This window comes from Stutzerimonas stutzeri (assembly GCF_000935215.1).
Taxonomy (GTDB): Bacteria; Pseudomonadota; Gammaproteobacteria; order Pseudomonadales; family Pseudomonadaceae; genus Stutzerimonas.
In genome coordinates this window covers 17,083-39,200 of sequence record NZ_JXXD01000004.1, presented here as the reverse complement: position 1 = coordinate 39,200, position 22,118 = coordinate 17,083, and the positions used below count along the sequence as shown (strand labels likewise).

Here is a 22,118-nt window from a genome sequence, read left to right as displayed (position 1 = left end):
ACCTGCCGCAACTAAGCCGGACAAGGATGAACCGGTGGCGGCACAGGCCGAGCCAGCCCCGGCGGCGGCGCCAACGCCTGCGCAACCGGAGCCACCAAAAGTCGCCACCCAGCAGCACGAGGTGAACCTGACACTCAAGCCCAACCAGGCCACCGAGATCAAGCTGGAAATGAAGGAAGGCGCCAAGGCGAATTTCCACTGGACGGCCAATGGCGGGCGCCTCAACTACGACACCCACGGCGATCCCTACAAGGCACCGAAGGGCTTCTACCATGGCTATGGCAAGGGCAAGAATGCGCCTGAGCTGCAGGGTGAACTGGTCGCCGCGTTCGACGGCAAGCACGGCTGGTTCTGGCGAAACCGCACCAACGAGACGGTGAAACTCACCCTGCGCACCGATGGCGAATACATCACCATCGAACAGGTGTTCTGAGTTTCGTGTTCGGCGTAACCACCGCAGCACTGGCCAAACTCGGCCAGGGCTGCGGCTCGTACGGGAGAAACCCATGTCCTGGATCATCACCAAATACGCGCTGACCGCTGCCATGGTCGTGCTGGTATCGGAGGTGGCCAAGCGTAGCGACAAGCTCGGCGGCTTCATTGCCGCGCTGCCGCTCATCACCCTCCTCACGCTGATCTGGCTGTACCTGGAGAAGCAATCGCCGGAGAAGATCGCCAACCACGCCTGGCATACCTTCTGGTATGTCCTGCCGACCCTGCCGATGTTCCTGGCGTTCCCGCTGCTGCTGCCACGGCTGGGGTTCTGGCTGGCACTGCTGGCCAGCGCAGGCATCACGGTCGTCTGTTTCGGGCTGTTCGCGCTGCTCATGCGCCCCTTCGGCATAGAGCTGCTGTGACCGCCTGGCGTTAAGGCCGACGGCGCCACGTGGCGCCGTCGCTGCACACGTGCTCAACTCGCCTTGAAGCGGCTGACGTTGTCCAGCAGGGTGCCAGCAAGGTCGCTGAGGCGGCTGGCAGTGTGGTGATTGCTGCCTACCGCCTCACCGCTCTCCTCGGCCATGCGCGCAATGGTGGTCACCTGCTGGGCGATCTCGGCGGACGCCGCGCTCTGCTCGCGCAAGGCATTGGAGATCTCCGCCACGGTGGACAGCACCTGATTGGCCGCCTCACGAATGCCACCCATGGCCTCGCCGGCCCGTTGCGCGCGTGCGACGCCCTCATTGACTCGCACCACACCCTGCTCCATGCCATGTACCGCGCCCTCTGTGCCTTGCTGGATGGCCGCAACCATCTGCGCGATCTCCTTGGTGGAATTGGCGGTACGCTCGGCCAGCTTGCGCACCTCATCGGCCACCACGGCGAAGCCGCGCCCCTGGTCACCGGCCCGCGCCGCTTCGATCGCCGCATTCAGCGCCAGCAGATTGGTCTGTGCGGCGATGTCACCGATCACCCCGACGATGGCCGAGATCTGCCCGGAGCGTTCGCCCAGCTCGGCCACAGTACGCGCCGAGTCGCCCACCTATACGGCGATCTGGCTGATTTCATCGACCACCGCGGCGACGATCTCACCGCCCTGACGCGACAGTTCGCCAGAGCGATGCGCCAGTGCATCGGCCTCGCCCGCGTTGCGCGCGATGCTCTCGATGCCGACGGTCATTTCTTCGACCGCCGCCGCCATGCTCGACGCGGCGTCGCTCTGGCACTGCGAGGCGACATGGATCTGCCCCGAGGCGGTAACCAGGCTGCGCGCCGAGTCGGCGACATGGTCGGAGTTGTTCTTGATGCTGCCGATCAGCCCGCGCATGGCGTCGGCCATGTCGTTGAAGCTGCCGGCGACGAAGCGCAGCTCGTCGCGCGCAGCCAGATCGATATGGGTTGTCAGATCGCCAGCGGCGAGCCGCTCGCTGCCGGCGCGCAGGCTGCGGATGCTGGCCATCACCGACAGATAGGCACCCACCGAGAGATAGCCGATCACCGCCAGCACCACCAGCAGCACGGTCAGGTTGCCGAGCAGCACCTTTCGGGCGTCCTCGATACGCTGTTCGAGCAGGCCGTCCAGGCTTGGCAGCAGCACGTCGCGCATCTGCGCATAGCCGATTCTGATCGCCTCGGTGGTCATGTCGAAGAACTGCGCTGACGAGGTGCTGCTGAAGTCAGCACGCACCACCATGTCCTGCACCACCGCATCGATCACCAGGCCAAGTTCGCGCATGGTGGCGACGGCGCGGCTCAACGGCGGCTGGAGTTCCGGCCGCTCGGCAACCACCTTGTCGATACTGCGCTCCATGTCCTGGGTCGCCGACTTGATTTGCTCGGTCAGCACAATCAGCGCAGTGCGTTGCGGCTCGCTCATCTCGCCCCTGGCCAGTATCGCCGACGCACTACCGCGCAGGCGGCCCAGCCGCTCGATCAGAAACGGCATGCGGCTAACCGCGGTGGTCATCAGGTAATAGGTCTGCGGCTCGGGATCGAAGGTCAGGCCGTAGGCGTCCGCCACCTGGGTCTGGAAGTCCAGTAGTTGGGCGATCAGCGCGGTGTGCGCGTCATAGCTTTGCGGCTGGGACCAGCTCTGCACGGCCCGCTTGATGCCATCCCAGTCTCGACCGATCGCCTGCCACTCGCGCGTGTCGCGCTTGTCCTCGGCCAGTGCCTGGCTCATCTCCACCAGGGCGGTATCGACACGGGTTTGCAGGGCGGAGCGCCGATCCGCCATGGCCGTGTTGCCGCCGAGCAGCATGGCGGACACGCCGCGATGCTGCTGGGTCAGCTCAATCAGGCTCGACAAGGGGCGCGCCAGCGCTGTGGCGACCAGCTCGCTCTCCGCTCGCTCGATGGTGCGGTTGAGCTGGCCGGCGAGGGTCAGCATCAGGCTGGCGAAGGCAAGGAAGACCAGCAGCCCCAGCACACCGAACTTGATCGGATAGCTGAGCCGGTTCATCAACAGTTCGGCGGGGGAAAACAGCAATTTCATGGGACATGTCCTGACGTGACGTGGCACTCCACGGCGCCGCTCGACGTCGTGGCACTCCGGACGCGGCGCCTGGCTAAGCCAGACTGAGAGTGGCAACCGAACGCGCGGGAGTTGCCGCGCAAAATACGGAGCCGACCGGGCGGTCACCGTGACCACGATCAAGAACGAGAGCCAGGAAAACGGCGCCAGTCGACCATCCATCCGGATGGGCCTGTTGGCTGCGGCAGGCCCCGTGAATTTCCGTTCGGGACGGGCGAACTCCCCCGGGCTGAAGCACTCCCAAACACCCAGTGCATCTCCTTCTTTGGCGGTAGGGCTTTACCTGCGCGAACCAGCGTGAATAATGCCGCCCCTTTTCGACGCAACGAGGTAACCATGACGGCGCCAGCCACCGCAGCGACTCAGCCCCTTTCCGCCCGCGCCGTGCTGCTGCTCGAGCTGGCGCTGGCCATGGGTGGCTTCGCCATCGGCACCGGTGAGTTCGCCATCATGGGCCTGATGCCTGACGTGGCCGAGGGGCTGGGCATCAGCGAACCCCAGGTCGGCAACGTGATCAGCACCTACGCCCTGGGCGTGGTGGTGGGCGCACCGTTACTGGCGATCCTCGGCTCACGGCTGTTCCGCCGGCACCTGCTGCTGTTGCTGATGGGTTTCTTCGCCTTGGGCAACTTCGCCAGCGCCCTGGCGCCGGATTACTCGACGCTGATGATCTTTCGCTTCGTCACCGGCCTGCCCCACGGTGCCTATTTCGGCGTGGCAATGCTGGTGGCTGCCTCCATGGTGCCGCCGGACAAACGCGCCCAGGCCGTTGCCCGCGTGCTGATGGGGCTGACCGTGGCGATCCTGATCGGCAACCCGCTGGCCACCTGGCTCGGGCAATGGGCGAGCTGGCGCTATGCGTTCGCCCTGGTTGGTGCCATCGCCCTGCTGACGGTGCTGCTGGTGGCGCTGTTCCTGCCGCCGAACCGCAACGAACCGCGCAACAGCCCGCTGCACGAAATCCGCGCGTTCAATCGGCCGCAGGTCTGGCTGGCGCTGGCGATCAGCTCGATCGGCTTCGCCGGCATGTTCTGTGTGTTCAGCTACATGGCGCCGACGTTGCTGAACGTCACCGGCGTTAGCGCCGGCTGGATTCCGTTTGCCCTCGCCGCGTTCGGCCTTGGCGGCATTGTCGGCAATCTGGTCGGCGGCTGGCTGTTCGATCGGCTGCGCTTCAAGGCGGTCGCCTGGCTGCTACTGTGGAGCGCGCTGGTGCTGCTGGTATTCCCGCTGGCCGCGCACTCGGTGTGGACGATCTTTCCGGCGGTATTCGCGGTGGGCACCATGGTGTCGCTGTCGCCAGCGCTGCAGACCCACCTGATGGATGTCGCCGCGGATGCGCAGACCCTCGCCGCGGCGTCCAATCATGCCGCCTTCAACATCGCCAACGCCCTTGGTCCGTGGCTGGGCGGGCTGGCGATCACCGCCGGTTTCGGCTGGACATCCACCGGCTATATCGGCGCGGCTACCGCCGTTGGCGGTCTGCTGGTGTTCGCCTGGGCCTGGAAGATCGAGCGCGCGGTACAGGACGCCGATGCCGGGCAGGCGACCTGCTGCTCCTGAGGCCGAAGCCGGCCGTCCGCTCGTGACGACAATGGCGCGCAACATGCAGTAATCAGTGAAGCGATGGCCCGCCTTGCAGATCATTCGGCAAGCGGGTCCTATCTACGATTCCTGATTTCGAGACCCTGACCTTGCAGCACTTCTTCCTGTTCCGCAGCAAAGCCCGGCGGCTCTGCCTGCTGCTGATTACCCTGTTCGCCGTTGGCCTGCCGGTCGGCTGTTCGGTGCTCGAACAGAAAGAGCGTGAGCTGGTGTTCCGTATCGAACCGGGCACCGCGTCCTGGTTCAGCGGCCTGCCGCGTGGCGTCGAGGAGCTGCAGCTGACCGATTCCGCGTTCGGTGACGAGCAGAACATTCATGCCTGGTGGTGGCCGGCCGCCAACGCCGATGCACCCGCCCTGCTCTACCTGCACGGCGTGCGCTGGAACCTCACCGGCCACCTTTTTCGTCTGGAACAGCTGCGCGCGCTGGGCTTCTCGGTGCTGGCCATCGACTACCGCGGCTTCGGCCAGAGCCTTGGCGATCTGCCGTCGGAACGCAGCGTCTATGCCGACGCGCGCATCGGCTGGGAGCGCCTGAAGACGCTGCAGCCGGACGCCGGCAAGCGCTTCATCTACGGGCATTCCCTCGGCGGCGCGGTGGCTGTCGACCTGGCCGCCGAACTCGGGCAGCAGGCCGAGCGCGACAACGTACCGGCCGAGGCGCGCGCGCTGATCATCGAGTCGACCTTCACCTCGCTGGCCGACGTGGCGACAGCCGTGTCCGACACCACGCTGCCGGTGCGCTGGCTGCTGTCGCAGAAGTTCGATTCGCTGGAGAAGATCGACCAGATCGGCATGCCGCTGCTGGTGGTGCATGGCACTGATGACCGCTATGTGCCGCCGCGCTTCAGCGAGCAGCTGTATCAGGCTGCGCGCCAACCCAAGCAATTGCTGCTGGTCGAAGGCGCCACCCACAACAACAGCCTGCGCGTGGCGCTCGGCGCCTATGGCCGGGCGCTGCAGGCGCTGCTGGAATCCGGCGAGCAGCGCCTGGGTGCCGCGCAGCCGCCGCAGGCAAAAGCAGCGGAGCGCGGCTAGCCAGCCTTAGCGCTTGGCCTCCAACCCTTCGAGCAAGGCACGGTGAAACGCTTCCGGCGCCTCGACCTGGGGCGAATGCCCCAGATCGGGGAAGGCCACCAGCTTGGCGTCGGGAATCATCGCGGCAGCCTGGCGGCCCAGCTCGGGATAGTTGCCCAGGCGCTTGGCGACATCCTGCGGCGCACGGTTGGCGCCCGGTGCGGTGCGATCCAGCCCGCCGATCAGCAGCAAGGCCGGCGTCCTGACCCGCGAAAACTCATGGATCACCGGCTGGGTAAAGACCATCTCCGAGGTCTGTGCCTGGTTCCATGCGACCTGTTCCTTGCCGTCCCCGGCATACATTCCGGCGAGCATGCCGACCCAACGGTCGTACTCCGCCTTCCAGCTGCCGTTGTAATAGAACTTCTGCTGGTAGGCCTTGATGCTGTCGAAATCGGTCTTGAGTTCCGACTGATAGAGCTGATCGATCGAGGCGTACGGCACGCCTTCAGCCTGCCAGTCTTCCAGACCGATGGGGTTGACCAGTACCAGCTGCTCGACTCGCTGTGGGTAGTTCAGCGCCAGTCGCGCCGCCAGCATGCCGCCCATGGAATGGCCGATCACGGTGACCTGCTCGATGCTCTCCTGCTCCAGCAGCGCCTGGGTGTTGTGCGCCAGCTGGGCGAAGCTGAACTGGTAACCCTCGGGCTTGCTCGAGCTGCAGAAACCGACCTGATCGGGAGCGATGACCCGGTAACCGGCCTGGCTGAGCACCTCGATGGTGCGCTCCCAGGTCGCCCCGCAGAAGTTCTTGCCATGCAGCAACAGCGCCGTGCGGCCGTTCGCCTTGCCCTGCGGCTCGACGTCCATGAAGGCCATTTCCAGCGCCTTGCCCTGGGACTCGAAACGGTAGTGCTTGAGCGGGTGCGGATAGCTGAAGCCTTCCAGCTGCGGGCCGTAGGCGGGGCGGCTTTCGGCCAGCAGCGGCAGGCTCAGGGTTAGACCGGCGGCAAGCGCCAGGGCGGACACGGCTGTTTTCACGCGCGACTCCTGTTCGGTACGAATAGGGAAGCTCCGTACATAGGAATGCATTCGTGCAGCCGGGTTCGCGGTCGGATTGCGACAATGCATGTCCCGACCGCGTCAGCCCATCTCTTCGCTTACAGACGGAAGCGCCCGACCAGCTGGTTGAGCTGCGTCGCCAGGCGCGCCAGCTCGTCGCTGGCCACCGAGGTCTGCTGCGCGCCGGTGGCGCTCTGCTCTGAGATGTCGCGGATGGCCACCAGGTTGCGATCCACCTCCCGCGCGACCTGGGCCTGTTCCTCGGCGGCGCTGGCGATCACCAGGTTCATCTCGTTGATCTGCCCGACACGCTCGGCGATCAGCCCCAGCGCCTGATCCGCTTCGCCGGCCATGGTCTGGCTGCGCGTAGCGAATTCACTGCTCTGCTGCATGTCGCGCACCGATTGCTCGGTAGCGCTCTGGATCGCGCCGATCATGCGTTCAATCTCCTGGGTCGAGCTCTGCGTGCGCTGCGCGAGGTTACGCACCTCGTCGGCGACCACCGCGAATCCACGTCCAGCTTCGCCGGCCCGCGCGGCCTCGATGGCGGCGTTGAGCGCGAGCAGATTGGTCTGGTCGGCGATCGCGCGAATCACATCCACCACCTGTCCGATGCTCGCAGCCTCTTGGGCCAGGTGGGTCACGGTGGCCGCGGTCTGCTGCAGCTTGTCGCTCAGCTGGTCGATGGTCTGCCGCGTGGCAGTCACCTGGCGGCGTCCGTCGTCGGCGACCGTCTCGGCATCGCGCGAAGCATCGGAGGTGCGGTTGGCGTTGCCGGCCACTTCGTCCACCGCGGCGGACATCTCGGTGACCGCGGTGGCGGCCATCTGCACTTCCTCGTTCTGCTGATGGATGCCCTGGGCGGTGTGCTGGGTGACCGCGTGCAGCTCCTCGGCAGCCGACGCCAGCTGGGTTGCCGAGCCCTGGATGTCCTGCAGCGTATCGCGCAGGGTGCGCTGCATCTGACGGATCGACTGCTGCACCTCGGTGATTTCGTCCTTGCCGCGACACTCGATGGTGCGACTCAAATCACCCGCTGCCACCGATGCCGCGGCCTGCTTCAACTCCTCCAGCGGCCGGCTGATGCTGCGCAACATCACCGTGGCGAACAGACCGCCGCCCACCAGCAGCGCCAGCAACAGGCCGATGTTCAACAGGCGATTACGCTGATAGAGCGCCTGCGCCTGTTCGTACTCGGCCTTGGCCTCGCCCAGTTGCAGCTCAATCAGCTGGGTAAAGCCTTCGGATATGGGATCGATCAGCGGATACAGATCGTTGATGACGAACGCCGCCAGCCGCTTTTCGCTGTGCCGGTCCAGCGTACGCTCGAGCGCATCGAGTGGTTCGTCCGCGGCCTTCATCAGGGTTTCGATGCGCGTCGCGATCAGTCGCTCGGCGTCAACCAGTCGGGTGTTCAGGTACGCACTCCAGAGACGGTTGATCTCGGCGCGGGCATTGCGCACCTCGTCACGCGCCTGGCCGTAGCTGAGCATGCCGCTGCGAGTCTTGTGGGTGGTATCGACGATCTTCACCGCGTACAGGTCGGCGATCAGCTTGAGGTCACGCAGCGGCAAGACGCGATCCAGGTACACGGTATTGAGCCCGGCGACGCTGCGCTGCTGGGCATTGAGCCCGGTCAGCCCGATCACCAGGCAGGCCGCAAGCATGGCCCCGACCAGAATCAGCAGGCGGGCACGGATTGTCAGTTGCTGCATCATTCGTTCTTTTCCATATGGCGTGCCGTTCGTGAGGAGCGGCAAATTGGCAAAAGTGAGGCATAACGGTCGAACCGGCGCGTCGGGCGAGGGACGTGCCGCGTGGTCCTGTTGCAGGACGCGAATCGCGGAAGAGGAAGCGGGAGCGTGATCTTGTTGTTGGGTCTACAGACGCCTGCCGAGGACAGGCGGAATGCCAGCACGCGAGATCATATCGGCCAAGCATGGTCGCTCTTTAATGAAAAATCATCGCAAGGTGCGTGCCAGAGCGGCCGGGCAGTTCAACTCAGCAGCGGCTGCGGCCTTGCAGGAGCGACAGTGATGAAGTCTGCACCGCCGATGAATTTCCCGGGCCAGCCCTGCCGTGCGACGCGGCATGCGACTAATGGCGCAGCGCAGACTGTGCGCTACTACACAGCGTCAGTACCCGCAGGTGATACCTTCGCGCCCGACCAAATTCAGCAAGGGACCTGTCGTGAAAACGCTTATCCGGACCGCCGCTCTGGCGCTGACCACCATCGTCGCCAACCATGCCTTCGCCGAGGCACCGCCACCTAGCAACTTGGCCGAGGCGGTGAAGCAATTCTCCGAATACAACACCCGCCTCGACCAGGCCCTGGCGCAGGAGCAGACACCGGAGAACATGGCGCAGATCCACGAACTGACCTACACGTTGAAAGCGGCCCTGGAAAAGATCGTCGAGGAAATGGATGGCCTGAACGACACGCTGGAAGAGATCCACATCGCCTCGGAAGCCGAGAATGCCGACGACCTGAAGAGCTACGGCGCCGACTACCTGAAGACCGCGCGGACAGTGATCAAGTAACCGAGCTCGTCCCGTCGCCCGTTACGCCGGGCGATCAGCGTTCGACCGGCACGATATCGAAGCCGATGCGGTTGTCGCTGATGACGCGGTACTCCAACACCTGCCCCGCCTGCACCTGCGCCAGCTTCTCGCGGCGCAGGCTGAGCTTGCCGCACAGGGTGTCATCCAGCGGATCGGTGCCGATGCTGACGATCCGCGCACCGGCCGGCACCTGGAAGCGCACCACCTCACCGACATGAATGCGCGCCGCCAGCTGGCGATCGATCAGCACGGCGATGTAGCAACCGCCACCACGCAGGCCGAAGTCCCGCGTCACCACCACCTCGCCGGCGTTGTCCAGCGGCTGCTGGTAGGCCAGCACCCGCTCGGCCGGCACCGGCTCGATATCCTCGGCGTCGGGCTGCCAGGACGAGCAGCCGGCCAGCGAAAGCAGTGCGGTGAAGACAAGCAACGGGCGCATGTGAACTCCTTGTTCGGAAGACGAAGCGGCGAGCCGGACGATCGAGCATGCCAGAGCGGCGGATGATTGCTAGAGTCAGACCCCAGTTTCGTATCGATGACGGCAGGCGCAACGTGAATAACCCGGACGACGACCAACCCCGCTTCTGGCGCGACCCGGCCCTGCCGTTCCTCGAAGCGCGTGCCGTCGCCGACGGGCGCAAGGTCTGCTATGCGCCGCACTGTCACGAGACCTTTTCCATCGGAGCGATCACCGCCGGCGCCAGCACCTACTTCAACGGCACGGCACGCCAGCGGATCGCCCGCGGCGCCGTGGTGATCATCAATCCGCAAACGGTGCATGCCTGCAACCCCATCGACGGCCAACCCTGGTCGTACCTGATGTTCTACGTCGACACGGGCTGGCTGGGGGCGCTGCAGCATGAACTGGGCGTCAGCGCCGACGGCCGCTTCATTCCCTACACGCCGATCCAGAGCCTCGACCCGGCGTTGTTCACCGGGCTGACCAGGCTGTACGCCACCCTGCTCGCCCCGCAGGCGGACACGCTGCAGCGGCAGAGCGCGGCGGTCGAGTACTTCACGCTGCTGCAGCAGACCCTTGCCCCGGCAGCCGCCAGCCCGGGCGCAGAGCCCGTCGAACAGCTGCGACGGGCGGCCGACTACATTGCCGAACACTGTACCCAGGCGCTGCGTCTGGAAGACATCTGCCAGGCAGCCGCGCTGTCGCCGTCCTATCTGATCCGCACCTTCAGGCAGCACTACGGCATGACCCCGCATGCCTATCTGCTCAACCGTCGCATCCAGCGCAGCCAGCACTGGCTGCGCCAGGGTCATGACCTCGCCGAGGTGGCGCTGGCCGCCGGTTTTGCGGACCAGGCGCACTTCCAGCGAACCTTCAAACGTCAGCTGGCGGCGACGCCCGGGCAGTACCGGGATCGCATCGCGCCGGGCTCAGCTCGCCACTAGATAGAACGCACTGCCTGCCAGCAACACCGCCATCGCTCGATTGAGCCAGCGCACCCGCCCCGACTCCTGCAGATAGCGGCTGAGAAAGGCGCCAGCTCCGGCCCAGCAGGCAATCGAGCCATAACAGATGACGAAATACAGGCCGGCGAACAGCCAGACCCGCAGCACATCGCCATTCGCCGCGAACAGCCCCATGCCCGCCACTGACGCCAGCCAGGCCTTTGGATTGAGCCATTGCATCAGCGCGCCGTCGAGCAGCGACGGGCCATTGCCGGCCGCAGCGGGTTCCAGACGGCCATCATCGACTGCAAGCCTCCAGGCCATGTAGAGCAGGAAGGCGACCCCGCCCCACTGGATGCCACGCATCAGAATCGGCGCCCGCTCAAGCAGCTCGTAAAGCCCGAGGCCGATCAGCAACAGCAACAGGGTGAAACCGACAGTTGCGCCGGTGATGTGCCGAGCACTGGCGCGAAAGCCGAAACGCACGCCACAGTTGAGCGCGACCAGGTTGACCGGGCCAGGAGTGATCGACGAGGCCAGGGCGAACGCAGCCATCGAGAGATAGGGGTCCATGAGTACTCTGCTTACCAGTGGAAGATGGTGGGCAGGCTATGGGCCCGACAGGGCATGGTATTGAAGGAAATTGCCCTAGTGGCCTGTGTAGTGAGTTGGTTGAGGCAAGTTCGGATGAACAGGGCTCCGAGACAAGGCGCCCCGGCGAGTCATAGCGGGCTACGGCAAGGAGCGGCAACACAGTATCGGGGCCATGGGCGCCGAAATTGCCCGACTGAACTTACCAAACAGGCGGCTATATCTACAGGTGATGGCTCCCCGGATAGGGACGCGCTTCCTCCAGCTCGCCATCGCGGCCGAATACCTCGACCGACGCGGCGCGGCCGTCCATGTAGGCATCCAGCGCGCTGTACATCTCGTCCTTGGTGAGGGTTCGCAGCACGGTTTTCTGGGTTTGCTGGTCTTCCAGCTCCCAGCCCATTTCGGTGGGCCTGACCTGATAAATGTTCATGGTGACTCCTCTGGGCGGCGATTGTCGTGGGCGGATGGGTCAGCTCGGCTCGCCGGAACCGTCTTCTCCCTGGATGTCCGGATCGTCCGGCAGCGTCTCAGGCTCGTCAGGATCGTCCAGCGGCGAAGGCTGGTCGTCGTAGTCCGGGTCTTCGCCGGCGTTCTTTTCGCCTCCATCGGTCATGGTCACATCAGGCTCATCGCCTGCCTGCTGGTCATCTGCCTTCATGGTTGCCTCGGCTGTCGCGGGTGGATGACTGATATCGATTGGAGGCGACAAACCACGCGACGTTCGAACCGCACGGCACCGGCGGTCCGAAGGCTGCCGTGGCGCCGCCGCAGGATTGCCCGACCGATCCCGTGCCACTATCGGCGGGCGCGACCATGCAACCGATTGCACTGCCCGAGCCGCTCCACCACACTGCCCCCTCACACCCAACCGCAGTCGGAGATTCCATGCAGACACTCACCCCACAATCCCGCGCGGCCATTCTCGAAAACCCGGAAGCCCTGGAATGCACCCTGTACCGCCCCGACGAATACGACGAGGAAGCGGAAGAGCAGGATCTTGGTGACGCGCGCATCGTCATCAGCGGCCCCTTTGAAGCGCCAGCCGAATGGGATGCCAAGGACCGTGACGACTACTTCGACGGCACCGCGCCGGAAGCCTTCGTCGTCGCCCGCATCGCCTGCCAGGCAGCGCCCGACTCCGGCGTCTACTTCACAGCCGTGCCCGGCGACTACGCCGCCGTCACGGAAAGCCCGGGCCAGGTATCGATGTTCTACGTCTGGGACTGCCTGAACGATGCCGAAGGCCAGTACGTGCTGATCCGCGAGGAAGAGGACGACGAGGTCTGATCCACCTCCGGCGATTACATTCCACCGGACGTGTTCCGGTGGATGCGCGAAGCGACATCCACCCGGCGATTCAGCAGAGTCCGTCGGGTGGACCTCGGCGCAGCCGTGCCGTCTCAAGCAGCAGCACCGGCCTGGTCCAGGCCGCCGTACGAATCCATCCTGCAGGCAAGTTTCAGCCCAGCTAGCCCAACCGCCTGACGATCCGCATCATCATGCGTTTCATTCAAGCGCCGACCTCATCGCCCTGCTTCGCTGTCTACCCCCTAGAGATTCCATTCGCCCACACGACGAGGACCTGCATGCGTTCCATGATCAGCGCCTGGCAGTCACCGGTTTCGCGCATGAAGCTGGTCGCCGGCCTTCTGTTGCTACTGGCCGCCCTGCTCTACATCGTCGCGACACGCTTCGAAGCCAGCCATCCGGCCTGGGGCTACGTCGCCTCGTTCGCCGAAGCCGCCATGATCGGCGCAATTGCCGACTGGTTTGCCGTCACCGCCCTGTTCCGCCACCCGCTGGGTCTACCGATCCCGCACACGGCGATCATCCCGCGCAGCAAGGCGCGCATCGGCCAGAACCTGTCCAGTTTCATCACCACCCATTTCCTCGCCACGCCGCTGGTGCTGGCCAAGCTGCAGGAACTCGACATCGCCTCGCGCCTGGCCGGCTGGCTACGCCATCCGAGCAATGCCGAGGCGGTCGGCCGCCGGCTCACCGGCGTCGCGCATTTCGGCATCGCCGCGCTGCACGACGAGCGCGTGCGCGCCTTCGTCGAGGCCAAGGTGACCACGCGGCTGCGCAAGTTCGACCTCTCCGCACCGCTGGCCCAGGCCTTGCGCGTACTGACCAGCCAGGGCCGGCATCAGGCGATGCTCGATGAGTTGCTGATCCGCCTCGATTCGATCATGCAGGACGAGGAAACCCGCGCGCTGGTCGCCGACGCCATCAGCCGGGAAATCCGCACGCTGCGCTACCTCGGCCTGAGCCGGCCGGTGAGCGGCTGGTCGGCGAACAAGTTCGTCGACGGCCTGTCAGCGCTGATCGCCGAGATCGCCGCCGACCCGGAGCACCTGATCCGCCAGCGCTTCGACGAACACGTCAGTGAATACATCGAGCGCCTGGAGCAGGACCCGCAATACGCCCTGGAGGTCGAGCGCATTCTCGCGCAGCTCCTCGAGCACCCCGCCACCAGCGCCTATTTCGGCAATCTCTGGCAGGAACTCACGGCCTGGCTGGAAAGCGACCTGGCCAGCGACGATTCACGCATCGGCCGACGCATCGTCAGCCTCTGTCGCGGCCTCGGCGACGGCCTGGCCGCTGACGATTCCATGCGCAACTGGATCAACGAGCAACTGCTGGCCGCCGCACCCGGCCTGCTGGAGCGCTACCGCGCGCAGATAGGCGCCTATATCGCGCAGCGAGTGGAAAACTGGGAAAGCCGTGAGCTGGTCGAGCAGTTGGAGCAGAGCGTCGGCAAGGATCTGCAATACATCCGTATCAATGGCACGCTGGTCGGCGGGCTGGTCGGTCTGGCGCTACACGCGCTGACGCAGCTGCTGGCCGGCTGAATGCCGCTCAGGCGCGGCGCTGGCGCTCGCTCAGTTCGCTGAGATTGACGGGGCTGCCGGACGGCTCATCGCAGCGCAATTTCGCCGGGACACCGCTCAGGTACCACAGGCGATTGGCCAGATCGTCGGCATCGCGCGGATCGTGGGTCACGCAGATCATCGCCATGGCCGGGTGCTGATCCAGCAGGCGGGCGATCAGGCCGCGCAGTTCGGCGGCGCGCTCGGCATCCAGCGAGGCGAAGGGTTCGTCGAGCAGCAACAGATCCGGCTTGATCGCCAGGCAGCGCGCCAGTGCCGCCCTGCGCGCCATGCCCAGCGAGAGCTGATCCGGCAGGCTATCGGCCGCGCCACTCAGCCCGACCTCGGCCAGCAGCCGCTCGATGTCCGCCGCGCTCGCGCCGACCAGCGCCAGGTTCTGTCGCACCGTGCGCCAGGGCAACAGGCGATGCTCCTGAAACAGGTAGCCGACGCGCAAGCCGGCGCGCTGCTCGATCATCGGCCGCAGCTGCGGATCGAGCCCGGCGATGCCGTTGAGCAGCGTCGTCTTGCCGACACCGGACGGCCCGAGCAGACAGATGCGATCGCCTTCGCGCACCTGCGCATCGATCACGCCCAGCACGGGATGACGGCCATCCAGGCGCAGCTCAAGCATGGCGTACACCCGCTTCGCGCCAGGACGATGCGCGACGCTCCAGCGGCTGCAACAGCGCCAGTTCGATCAGCTGGACCACGGCGATGAACGCCAGGCTGTAGGCGAGGATGCTCGCCACGTCGAACACCTGAAAGGCCATATGCAGTTGAAAGCCGATGCCATCCGAGCGCCCGAGCAGCTCGACCACCAGCACGATCTTCCAGATCAGCGCCAGCCCACCGCGGGTGGCGGCCATCAGGTAGGGAAACAGCTGCGGCAGCCAGACATGCCTGATCCGCTGCCAGCGGGTGAAGCGGTAGACCAGGGCCATCTGTTCCAGCTTGGGATCGATACTGCGGGCGCCCTCGCGCACGGTGACAGCCACGTTCGGCACCTTGTTGATCACCACCGCCAGCACCGCCGCGGCTTCCACTAGGCCGAACCAGACATAGAGCAGGATGATGGTGACCAGTGCCGGCAGGTTGAGAAACAGCACCAGCAGCGGATCGAGCACGGCATTGGCCAGCCGCGACCTGCCCATCCACACGCCGAGCAGCGTGCCCAGCGCCATCGCCAATACGAAGGCGAACAGCACGCGGCGCAGGGTTACCAGCAGATGTTCGGGCAGTTCACCGCTCTGCGTGGCCTGCCAGAAGGTGTCGAGCACGGCGGCCGGACTCGGCAGCAGCGGCGTCTGCACGCCCAGCGCAATCAGCGTCCAGAGTGCCACCGCGCATGGCAGGGCGATCCAGCAGGCCCAGCGCGAGCCGTTCATGGCGTGCTCTGGAACGACGCGGTCGGCATCAGTTTCGCCGGATCGGCGCCGGGGAGGGTCAACAGTCGCTGCAGGTCGGCGATACGCGGCTCATCCAGCGGCTGCGGGATGCCGGCGAGGAAACTGTCACGCAGCGCGGCGAACACGCCATCCTCGTCGGCACGCATCAGCGGCCGCAGCGCCTGCCAGTGCGCGGGCTCGCTGGCGAGCTCGTGCTTGGTCTGGCCCAACGCCATGGCGAAACGCTGCAGCAGCGCCTCATGCTCGACGGCCCAGGATTCGGAGAACAGATAGCCGAGCACCGGCAGGTGCGGATCAAGCTCCAATGATCGGAGCAGATCATCAAGACCGAACGCCACCTGCACTCCACCCTCGCCACGCATGCGCGCGGAGAAGTGCCAGAAGGTCAGCAGCGCATCTACCTGACCGCGGCGCAGCGCCTGGCTGAGCAGGGGCGGTGCGGCGTATTGAACAGTCGCCTGTTTGGCCAGATCGATTCCGTCCTGGGCCGCGGCATGCTGCAGCAACTGCCAGCCCAGCCCGTCCGGCCCGCCGGCGACGCCGATGCGCTTGCCGCGCAGGTCGGCCAGCGTGCGGATGGCGCTGCCCTCGGGCACCAGCACCTCACCGATCTGGGAGGAGAAAGGTACGTAGCGATAGGCCGTGCCGGCCTGGTAACGCGCCTGCGCCCAGAGCAGATCGCTCACCGCGCCGTCGACGCTGCCGCTGGTCAATGCCAGCCGCGAGGCCGGCACATCGGCCACCAGCCGCACCTTCAGCTCGAAACCGTTGGCACGGTCCAGCCCCTGACGCTTGAGATGCTTGAGCTCCCAGTGCGGCGTGCCGAACTGCAGCACGCTGAGGGTCAGCACCGGCAGCTCCTGCGCCTGTGCCCACAGGGGCAGCAATACAAGCGCCAACAGCGCACGGCGAGTGCGCAGAACGAACGGGGTGAGGAACGGCAATGAAAGCATCATGCCCGCAGGGTACGAAGCCCCCAGGCGGGCACGAATTGTACTTTGGTGTCTGTTGGTTGCTGCGATGGTCGCAGCGGGCTTGACCCCGCCACTACATCGCAGCCTGGCTCAGCCCTGCGTGGCGATACGCTGCTGCAAGCGCGCCTGGAGCTTTTCCAGATCGGCCGGATCGGCCTTGCCGGCGGCATGAATGCCGAGCCCCTCGCCCGAGTAGCGCGGCACGATATGCACGTGGATGTGGAACACCGTCTGCCCCGCCGGCGCACCATTGAACTGCGCGACCTGCACGCCATCCGGCTGCAGCTCGTCGACGATCACACGGGTGAGCTTCTGCACCACGGCCATGACCTTGGCCAGCGCTTCGGTATCCACATCGAGGATGTTGCAGGCCGCCGAGCGCTTGGGAATCACCAGCGTGTGGCCGAAGGACTGCGGGAACAGGTCGAGGAAGGCCAGTACGTCGTTATCCTCGTAGAGCTTGTAACAAGGCGCATCGCCGCGAATGATCTGGGCGAAGATGTTCTGCGGATCGTAGGGCGTGGTCAGGGACACCTGGAGTTCTCCGGCAAGTGGAAAAGGCAGACATTAGCATTCTCCGCGCGGCTGCGACCCGTGCGGCGATGCTTCGGAACGTTGCGGGCCTGGCCGCGCTCTCAAGCTCATCACCCCCGCGATCCGAGGTTATTCCGATGCACGTACGCGCCGTCGCCCCGATTGCTGCTGCAGTCGCGCTTTGCCTGTCTTCACTGTCTGCCATGGCCGCCGACATCAAACCTGCCGAGTTGCTCGAGCAGGCCAAGGCCGAACAGAGCGCCTATATCGACACCGTCAAAAAGCTGGTGGCGGTGGATACCGGCACTGGCCAGGCCGAGGGCCTGACCACGGTCAGCCAGATGCTGGTCGAGCGCCTGCAGGCGCTGGGTGCCGAGGTCAGCACCAGCCCCGCGACGCCATCGGCCGGCTACAACATCGTCGGCACGCTCAAGGGCACTGGCAGCAGGGACTTCCTGCTGATGGTGCATTACGACACGGTGTTCGCCGAAGGCACCGCCGCGGAGCGCCCGTTCCGCATGGACGAGCAACGCGCCTACGGCCCCGGCGTGGCCGATGCCAAGGGTGGCGTGGCGATGATTCTGCACGCGCTGGAGCTGCTCAAGGCGCAGCAGTTCGACGCCTACGGCACGATCACCGTACTGCTCAACCCGGATGAGGAAATGGGTTCGGCGGGCTCGAAGAAGATCATCGCCGAACTGGCCCGCAAGCATGATTACGTCTTCTCCTACGAGCCGCCGGACCGCGATGCGGTGACCACCGCCACCAATGGCATCAATGCGGTGATGCTGGAGGTGAAGGGCAAATCCTCCCACGCCGGTTCCGCACCTGAGGAAGGTCGCAACGCCGTGCTGGAACTGGCGCACCAGCTGGTGCAGCTCAAGGACCTGGGCGATCCGGACAAGGGCACCACGGTCAGCTGGACCATGATCGCCGGCGGTGAGAAGCGCAACATCATCCCGAACAAGGCGACCGCCGAAGCAGACATGCGCTACTCCGATATCAGCGAGACCCAACGCGTGCTCGCCGATGCGCAGAAGATCATCGAGAACAAGCTGATCGACGACACCCGCGTCGAGCTGCGCGTCGACAAGGGCCGTCCACCACTGGCGAAGAATCCCGCATCGGAGCGCCTGGCCGAGACCGCGCAGCGCCTGTACGGCGAGATCGACCAGCGTATCGAGCGGATCGCCATGCGCTTCGGCACCGACGCCGGCTACGCCTACGTGCCGGACAGCGACAAGCCGGCCGTGCTGGAAACCATGGGTGTGGTCGGCGCCGGGCTGCATTCGGAAGATGAGTACATCGAGCTGTCGAGCATCGCGCCGCGGCTGTATCTGACGACGGCGATGATTCGCGCATTGTCCGCCGAAGACGCCGCACGCTGACACGCTATCCAGGCCCGAGCGAGGGGCGAAGGTCGCAGTAGGCGAAAGCCGGCGCTGCGGGTATCTTCGCCACCTCCCATTTCAGGACTGCCCGCTCGATGCTTCGCTTCGTCACCCTCTGCGCACTGGCGCTGTTCGCCTGCACTGCCCACGCCAAGGTCGAGGTGCTGCCGCTGGAACATGAAGATCAGGGCCTGGTGCTGGTCGCGCGCGTTACCGAACAGATTGCGCCGGGTGACTACGAGGCGCTGCTCAAGGGCATCATGGCCCACCCTGGCAAACACGCGCGCAAGCTGCTGATCCTCGACAACATCGGCGGCAGCGCAGCGGAAGCCATGCGCATGGGCTATCTGCTGCGCGAGACGGGCTTCGACGCCCTGGTGCCGGCGACCGCGGTCTGCCAGGGCAGTTGCATCTACCTGCTGGCGGCGGGACGGCAGCGCACCGTGCGCGGCTATGTCGGCCTGCATCGGCCCTACGTCGCCAATGGTGAGTCGGCGCAGTCCATCAGCCAGCGACCACACCGCGCACCACGCATCTACTTGCGGGACATGGGCGTCAATACGCGGCTGGCGGACGACATGCAGCTGATCGAACCGTGGCGCATGCGCGTGCTCACGCCAAAGGAGCTCGCGCGTTATCGGCTGCAATAGTGTGATTCGCAGGCTGCACTACTGCATTCCGGTCGTCGCGCTATCACTCGGCCTGGCCCTCGGCATGATTGAGCCGGTTGGCGCGCTGGCCGTTCTGCTATTCGCTGGCTGGCTTGTCGCTCAGCCGCACATCCCCAACTCGCCGTGGCTGTTCGGTACGCTGCTCGGCGCCCTGTTGCTCGCCGCACATCTGCTGCCCGGCTTCAGCCCGCTGCCGCTCGGCCCACCGCAGGATCTGGGCGGTGCCTCGCCCTGGCAATTGCGCATCAGCCCGGACAAGGCGATGGTCGCGGCACTGCTGCTGGCCTGGTGGCTGGGCCAGCCACGAACGGATTGGCGCTCGATCAGACTCACCCTGCTTGCGTCAGGCGCCTGCCTGATTCTCGTCCCACTGCTGGCGCTGGCCTCTGGCGTGCTGGGCTGGCAACCGAAAGGGCCGGCGCTGTTCCTGCCCTGGCTGCTGATCAACCTGGGCATCACCTGCCTGGTCGAAGAGCTGATCTTTCGCGGCCTGCTGCAGCGTGAACTGGTCGGACGCTTCGGTGTGGTCGCCGGCATCGGCCTGGCGACTGCCCTGTTCGGCGCCGCGCACCTTCCGGCCGGCTTCGGTTTCGCCGGGCTCGCCACGCTGGCAGGTCTGGGCTACGGCCTGGCCTTCCATTACTCCGGTGATCGCCTGTGGGTCGCGGTGCTTCTGCACGGTGCGGTCAACAGCCTGCATCTGCTTCTGCTGACCTATCCGCTGCCCTGAGCAAAGAATTTCTCAAAGACCTGTCGATTCCTACCGCGCCCGTTCGACCAATGATCGGAGCCGGCGGAAATTGCCGTATGCCCGTCTAGGCTCTTTCCATTCCACTGAAGGAGTCCACCGATGCGTTTCATGGTGATGATCAAGGCCACCCCACAAACCGAAGCCGGCGAGATGCCCAGCGAGGACGTTCTCACGGCGATGGGCCGCTACAACGAAGACCTGGCCAATGCCGGCGTGCTGCTCGGCGGCGAGGGCCTGCACCCCAGCCACAAGGGCGCGCGCCTCCGTTTCAACGGCGGCCAGTGCAGCGTCACCGACGGCCCGTTCGCCGAAACCCGCGAGCTGATCGCTGGCTACTGGCTGTTCCAGACCGCCTCGTTGCAGGAGGCCGTCGACTGGGTCAAGCGTTGCCCGCAGTCGGCCATCGGCGATTCGGAAATCGAGATTCGCCAGATATTCGAAGCGGAAGACTTCGGCGCCGAGTTCACCCCCGAACTGCGCGAGCAGGAAGACCGCCTGCGCGCGCAACTCAATCAATGACCGCAAGGAGCAAGCAATGAAGATCACCACCTACCTCACCCTCGACGGCACCACCCGCGAAGCGTTCACCTTCTACAAGGATGTGCTGGGCGGCACGCTGGAAATGATGACCTTTGCCCAGGCGCCGGATGCCGAGCAGTTTCCCGCCGAGTACCGCGAGCGGATCATGCACGCCTGCCTGAACCTCGGCGATGGTGTGCTGATGGCCTCCGACTCCTTGCCCGACACCTGTGGTGGCGGGCCGTACGAAGGCATCAAGGGTTGCTCGGTTTCCCTGCATCCGACCAGCGTGGACGAAAGCGAAAAGCTGTTCGCCGCACTGGCCGAGGGCGGCACGGTGATCATGCCGCTGGAGAAAACCTTCTGGGCCGAGCGTTTCGGCATGCTCACCGACCGCTTCGGCGTGTCGTGGATGGTTAACTGCGAGCAGGGCTGAACCATTCAGCCCTTTTACGCCGGGGACTATCGTGGTTGATTCGCATCTGGAGAGGCAGCGACTTTTGTTATAACGTATCGCACCTTTCGGCGGGCGCAGCGAGTCTGCGCCTGCATTGCGATCATCCAGCTGTGAGCCGCTCATGCCCTCCCCCGATTTCACTCCGCCAGTCGCGGCGCGTCTGCAATCCATCGACGCGCTGCGCGGCCTGGTGATCCTGTTCATGCTGCTGGACCATGTCCGCGAAACCTTCCTGCTGCATATGCAGGTGCCCGACCCGATGGACGTGGCGGTCACCGAGCCGGCGTTGTTCTTCAGCCGCACCCTGGCACATCTCTGCGCGCCGGTATTCATCTTCCTGACCGGCCTGTCGGCCTTTCTTTATGGCGAAAAGCACCAGGACCGCCGTGCAGTGTCGAGCTTTCTGCTCAAACGAGGGCTGTTCCTGGTGGCGCTCGAATTCACCCTGGTCAACTTCGCCTGGACGTTCCAGTTCCCGCCGCAGGTGATCTATCTGCAAGTGATCTGGGCGATCGGCCTGAGCATGCTGGCGCTCTCGGCGCTGCTTTGGCTGCCGCGCCCTGCGCTGATCGTGCTGGGACTAGTGATCATTGGCAGCCACAACCTGCTCGACCCGCTGCAGTTCTCCGCAGACTCAGCGTTGCACGTCCCCTGGGCCATCCTGCACGACCGCGGCTGGATCGAGGTTTCGGAAAACCTGCGGCTGCGCACTTCCTATCCGCTGCTGCCGTGGATCGGCGTGATCGCCCTTGGCTACGCTGTCGGGCCCTGGTTCGCCAGAAACGCCGACCCCGAGCGACGCCAGCGCTACCTGGGCGGCTGGGCTCAAGGCGCCCTGCTGACCTTTGTTCTGCTGCGGCTGATCAACAGCTACGGCGAACAGCCCTGGGTCGTCGGCGAGGACGGCCTGCGCACGCTGATGAGCCTGCTCAACGTCACCAAATACCCGCCGTCGCTGCTGTTCCTGTGCCTGACACTGGGTTGCGGCCTGCTGCTCCTGCGTTACTTCGAACGCAAGCAGGGCCGCACTTGGCTGCGACCGCTGACCGTATTCGGTGCGGCACCGATGTTCTTCTACCTGCTGCACCTGTACGTGCTGAAGCTGCTCTATATCGCCGCCGTGGCGATCTGGGGTCTGAACCGCGGCAATCACTTCGGCTTCGATGCGGTGTGGCCGCTGTGGCTGTGCACCCTGGCGCTGGCGGTGCTGCTGTTCCCGGCGGTGCGCTGGTTCGCCGAACTCAAGACACGGCGCAGGGACATTGCCTGGCTGAAGTACCTCTGAAGCGGCCTTGCGACAGTGCGAGGTCCGCGGCGCTCGGCCAGAC

General features: G+C 65.3%; 23 protein-coding genes and 2 pseudogenes. 14 read left to right on the top strand and 11 right to left on the bottom strand.

The annotated features are described in order from the left end of the window. Positions 1-433, top strand: a pseudogene (locus LO50_RS00615) (transmembrane anchor protein); the annotation flags it as partial. 73 nt (positions 434-506) lie between these two features. After that, positions 507-857 (top strand): DUF3147 family protein, encoded by a 351-nt coding sequence (locus tag LO50_RS00610; protein WP_014821149.1) that lies wholly within the window; start codon positions 507-509, stop codon positions 855-857. A gap of 53 nt (positions 858-910) precedes the next feature. On the opposite strand, the pseudogene LO50_RS00605 reads toward LO50_RS00610, so the two are convergent. Then, positions 911-2,932 (bottom strand): annotated as a pseudogene (locus tag LO50_RS00605) (methyl-accepting chemotaxis protein). A 375-nt stretch (positions 2,933-3,307) separates the two neighbouring features. Here LO50_RS00605 and LO50_RS00600 point away from each other — a divergent pair. Both LO50_RS00600 and LO50_RS00595 read left to right on the top strand, forming a co-directional pair. Next, a complete protein-coding gene (locus LO50_RS00600; protein WP_044313773.1) occupies positions 3,308-4,534 on the top strand; it encodes an MFS transporter in 1,227 nt (408 codons plus the stop codon). 131 nt (positions 4,535-4,665) lie between these two features. Beyond that, positions 4,666-5,613, top strand: a complete 948-nt coding sequence (locus LO50_RS00595; RefSeq protein WP_044313772.1) for an alpha/beta hydrolase — start codon at positions 4,666-4,668, stop codon at positions 5,611-5,613. A gap of 6 nt (positions 5,614-5,619) precedes the next feature. On the opposite strand, the gene LO50_RS00590 is transcribed toward LO50_RS00595, so the two are convergent. Together LO50_RS00590 and LO50_RS00585 are read right to left on the bottom strand one after the other, a co-directional pair. Continuing rightward, on the bottom strand, positions 5,620-6,633 hold the full coding sequence (locus LO50_RS00590; RefSeq protein WP_044313771.1) for an alpha/beta fold hydrolase: 1,014 nt from the start codon (positions 6,631-6,633) through the stop codon (positions 5,620-5,622). Positions 6,634-6,752: 119 nt separating this feature from the next. Next, a complete protein-coding gene (locus tag LO50_RS00585; RefSeq protein WP_044313770.1) occupies positions 6,753-8,372 on the bottom strand; it encodes a methyl-accepting chemotaxis protein in 1,620 nt (539 codons plus the stop codon). 472 nt (positions 8,373-8,844) lie between these two features. On the opposite strand from LO50_RS00585, the gene LO50_RS00580 reads away from it, so the two are divergent. After that, a complete protein-coding gene (locus LO50_RS00580) occupies positions 8,845-9,195 on the top strand; it encodes a DUF6746 family protein (RefSeq protein ID WP_044313769.1) in 351 nt (116 codons plus the stop codon). 34 nt (positions 9,196-9,229) lie between these two features. Here LO50_RS00580 and LO50_RS00575 read toward each other — a convergent pair whose 3' ends face one another. Continuing rightward, positions 9,230-9,655: a 3-isopropylmalate dehydratase gene (locus LO50_RS00575; protein ID WP_044313768.1), complete on the bottom strand. Its 426-nt coding sequence runs from the start codon at positions 9,653-9,655 to the stop codon at positions 9,230-9,232. 113 nt (positions 9,656-9,768) lie between these two features. Here LO50_RS00575 and LO50_RS00570 point away from each other — a divergent pair, with 113 nt between their 5' ends. Further along, entirely contained in the window at positions 9,769-10,620 is an 852-nt protein-coding gene (locus tag LO50_RS00570; RefSeq protein ID WP_044313767.1) for an AraC family transcriptional regulator, read from the top strand. On the opposite strand, the gene LO50_RS00565 is transcribed toward LO50_RS00570, so the two are convergent. The 3 genes from LO50_RS00565 to LO50_RS00555 all read right to left on the bottom strand — a co-directional run bounded on the left by LO50_RS00565 (position 10,606) and on the right by LO50_RS00555 (position 11,872). Continuing rightward, entirely contained in the window at positions 10,606-11,193 is a 588-nt protein-coding gene (locus tag LO50_RS00565; RefSeq protein ID WP_044313766.1) for a LysE family translocator, read from the bottom strand. The genes LO50_RS00570 and LO50_RS00565 overlap by 15 nt on opposite strands. A 241-nt stretch (positions 11,194-11,434) precedes the next feature. Continuing rightward, the gene (locus LO50_RS00560) at positions 11,435-11,644 is read right to left on the bottom strand and encodes a hypothetical protein (RefSeq protein WP_014821157.1); all 210 of its coding nucleotides are present in this window, start codon (positions 11,642-11,644) and stop codon (positions 11,435-11,437) included. A gap of 39 nt (positions 11,645-11,683) precedes the next feature. Beyond that, complete coding sequence (locus LO50_RS00555; protein ID WP_014821158.1) at positions 11,684-11,872, bottom strand: hypothetical protein; 189 nt, start codon at positions 11,870-11,872, stop codon at positions 11,684-11,686. 227 nt (positions 11,873-12,099) lie between these two features. On the opposite strand from LO50_RS00555, the gene LO50_RS00550 reads away from it, so the two are divergent. Together LO50_RS00550 and LO50_RS00545 are read left to right on the top strand one after the other, a co-directional pair. Then, positions 12,100-12,501, top strand: coding sequence for a hypothetical protein (locus tag LO50_RS00550; RefSeq protein ID WP_014821159.1), 402 nt, complete (start codon positions 12,100-12,102; stop codon positions 12,499-12,501). A gap of 299 nt (positions 12,502-12,800) precedes the next feature. Then, positions 12,801-14,066, top strand: a complete 1,266-nt coding sequence (locus LO50_RS00545; RefSeq protein WP_044313765.1) for a DUF445 domain-containing protein — start codon at positions 12,801-12,803, stop codon at positions 14,064-14,066. A gap of 7 nt (positions 14,067-14,073) precedes the next feature. On the opposite strand, the gene LO50_RS00540 is transcribed toward LO50_RS00545, so the two are convergent. From LO50_RS00540 to LO50_RS00525, 4 genes are all read right to left on the bottom strand, one after another. Further along, the gene (locus tag LO50_RS00540) at positions 14,074-14,718 is read right to left on the bottom strand and encodes an ABC transporter ATP-binding protein (RefSeq protein ID WP_044313774.1); all 645 of its coding nucleotides are present in this window, start codon (positions 14,716-14,718) and stop codon (positions 14,074-14,076) included. Further along, complete coding sequence (locus tag LO50_RS00535) at positions 14,711-15,472, bottom strand: ABC transporter permease (RefSeq protein WP_044313764.1); 762 nt, start codon at positions 15,470-15,472, stop codon at positions 14,711-14,713. The genes LO50_RS00540 and LO50_RS00535 overlap by 8 nt, the downstream gene beginning before the upstream one ends. Then, positions 15,469-16,449, bottom strand: coding sequence for an ABC transporter substrate-binding protein (locus tag LO50_RS00530; protein WP_173425574.1), 981 nt, complete (start codon positions 16,447-16,449; stop codon positions 15,469-15,471). The genes LO50_RS00535 and LO50_RS00530 overlap by 4 nt, the downstream gene beginning before the upstream one ends. 108 nt (positions 16,450-16,557) lie before the next feature. Beyond that, positions 16,558-17,001, bottom strand: a complete 444-nt coding sequence (locus LO50_RS00525) for an HIT family protein (protein WP_044313762.1) — start codon at positions 16,999-17,001, stop codon at positions 16,558-16,560. Positions 17,002-17,138: 137 nt separating this feature from the next. Between LO50_RS00525 and LO50_RS00520 the strand changes: the two genes are divergently transcribed. From LO50_RS00520 to LO50_RS00495, 6 genes are all read left to right on the top strand, one after another. After that, positions 17,139-18,389, top strand: a complete 1,251-nt coding sequence (locus LO50_RS00520) for a M20/M25/M40 family metallo-hydrolase (protein ID WP_044313761.1) — start codon at positions 17,139-17,141, stop codon at positions 18,387-18,389. 98 nt (positions 18,390-18,487) lie between these two features. Further along, on the top strand, positions 18,488-19,042 hold the full coding sequence (locus tag LO50_RS00515; protein WP_014821166.1) for a COG3904 family protein: 555 nt from the start codon (positions 18,488-18,490) through the stop codon (positions 19,040-19,042). A gap of 1 nt (position 19,043) precedes the next feature. Then, positions 19,044-19,793: a CPBP family intramembrane glutamic endopeptidase gene (locus LO50_RS00510; protein ID WP_044313760.1), complete on the top strand. Its 750-nt coding sequence runs from the start codon at positions 19,044-19,046 to the stop codon at positions 19,791-19,793. Positions 19,794-19,913: 120 nt separating this feature from the next. Then, complete coding sequence (locus LO50_RS00505) at positions 19,914-20,333, top strand: YciI family protein (RefSeq protein WP_044313759.1); 420 nt, start codon at positions 19,914-19,916, stop codon at positions 20,331-20,333. A gap of 16 nt (positions 20,334-20,349) precedes the next feature. Next, positions 20,350-20,769 carry a VOC family protein gene (locus LO50_RS00500; protein WP_041013269.1) on the top strand — a complete coding sequence of 140 codons (420 nt, stop codon included), beginning with the start codon at positions 20,350-20,352 and terminating at the stop codon, positions 20,767-20,769. Positions 20,770-20,911: 142 nt separating this feature from the next. Next, positions 20,912-22,075 carry an acetyltransferase domain-containing protein gene (locus LO50_RS00495; protein WP_044313758.1) on the top strand — a complete coding sequence of 388 codons (1,164 nt, stop codon included), beginning with the start codon at positions 20,912-20,914 and terminating at the stop codon, positions 22,073-22,075. Positions 22,076-22,118: the final 43 nt, after the last annotated feature.

Coding starts and splice junctions, on each gene's coding strand:
- LO50_RS00505 (WP_044313759.1), top strand. CDS start 19,914: ATGCGTTTCATGGTGATGATCAAGGCCACCCCACAAACCGAAGCCGGC.
- LO50_RS00500 (WP_041013269.1), top strand. CDS start 20,350: ATGAAGATCACCACCTACCTCACCCTCGACGGCACCACCCGCGAAGCG.
- LO50_RS00495 (WP_044313758.1), top strand. CDS start 20,912: ATGCCCTCCCCCGATTTCACTCCGCCAGTCGCGGCGCGTCTGCAATCC.
- LO50_RS00545 (WP_044313765.1), top strand. CDS start 12,801: ATGCGTTCCATGATCAGCGCCTGGCAGTCACCGGTTTCGCGCATGAAG.
- LO50_RS00550 (WP_014821159.1), top strand. CDS start 12,100: ATGCAGACACTCACCCCACAATCCCGCGCGGCCATTCTCGAAAACCCG.
- LO50_RS00600 (WP_044313773.1), top strand. CDS start 3,308: ATGACGGCGCCAGCCACCGCAGCGACTCAGCCCCTTTCCGCCCGCGCC.
- LO50_RS00585 (WP_044313770.1), bottom strand. CDS start 8,372: ATGATGCAGCAACTGACAATCCGTGCCCGCCTGCTGATTCTGGTCGGG.
- LO50_RS00540 (WP_044313774.1), bottom strand. CDS start 14,718: ATGCTTGAGCTGCGCCTGGATGGCCGTCATCCCGTGCTGGGCGTGATC.
- LO50_RS00530 (WP_173425574.1), bottom strand. CDS start 16,449: ATGATGCTTTCATTGCCGTTCCTCACCCCGTTCGTTCTGCGCACTCGC.
- LO50_RS00520 (WP_044313761.1), top strand. CDS start 17,139: ATGCACGTACGCGCCGTCGCCCCGATTGCTGCTGCAGTCGCGCTTTGC.
- LO50_RS00565 (WP_044313766.1), bottom strand. CDS start 11,193: ATGGACCCCTATCTCTCGATGGCTGCGTTCGCCCTGGCCTCGTCGATC.
- LO50_RS00560 (WP_014821157.1), bottom strand. CDS start 11,644: ATGAACATTTATCAGGTCAGGCCCACCGAAATGGGCTGGGAGCTGGAA.
- LO50_RS00535 (WP_044313764.1), bottom strand. CDS start 15,472: ATGAACGGCTCGCGCTGGGCCTGCTGGATCGCCCTGCCATGCGCGGTG.
- LO50_RS00555 (WP_014821158.1), bottom strand. CDS start 11,872: ATGAAGGCAGATGACCAGCAGGCAGGCGATGAGCCTGATGTGACCATG.
- LO50_RS00515 (WP_014821166.1), top strand. CDS start 18,488: ATGCTTCGCTTCGTCACCCTCTGCGCACTGGCGCTGTTCGCCTGCACT.
- LO50_RS00575 (WP_044313768.1), bottom strand. CDS start 9,655: ATGCGCCCGTTGCTTGTCTTCACCGCACTGCTTTCGCTGGCCGGCTGC.
- LO50_RS00610 (WP_014821149.1), top strand. CDS start 507: ATGTCCTGGATCATCACCAAATACGCGCTGACCGCTGCCATGGTCGTG.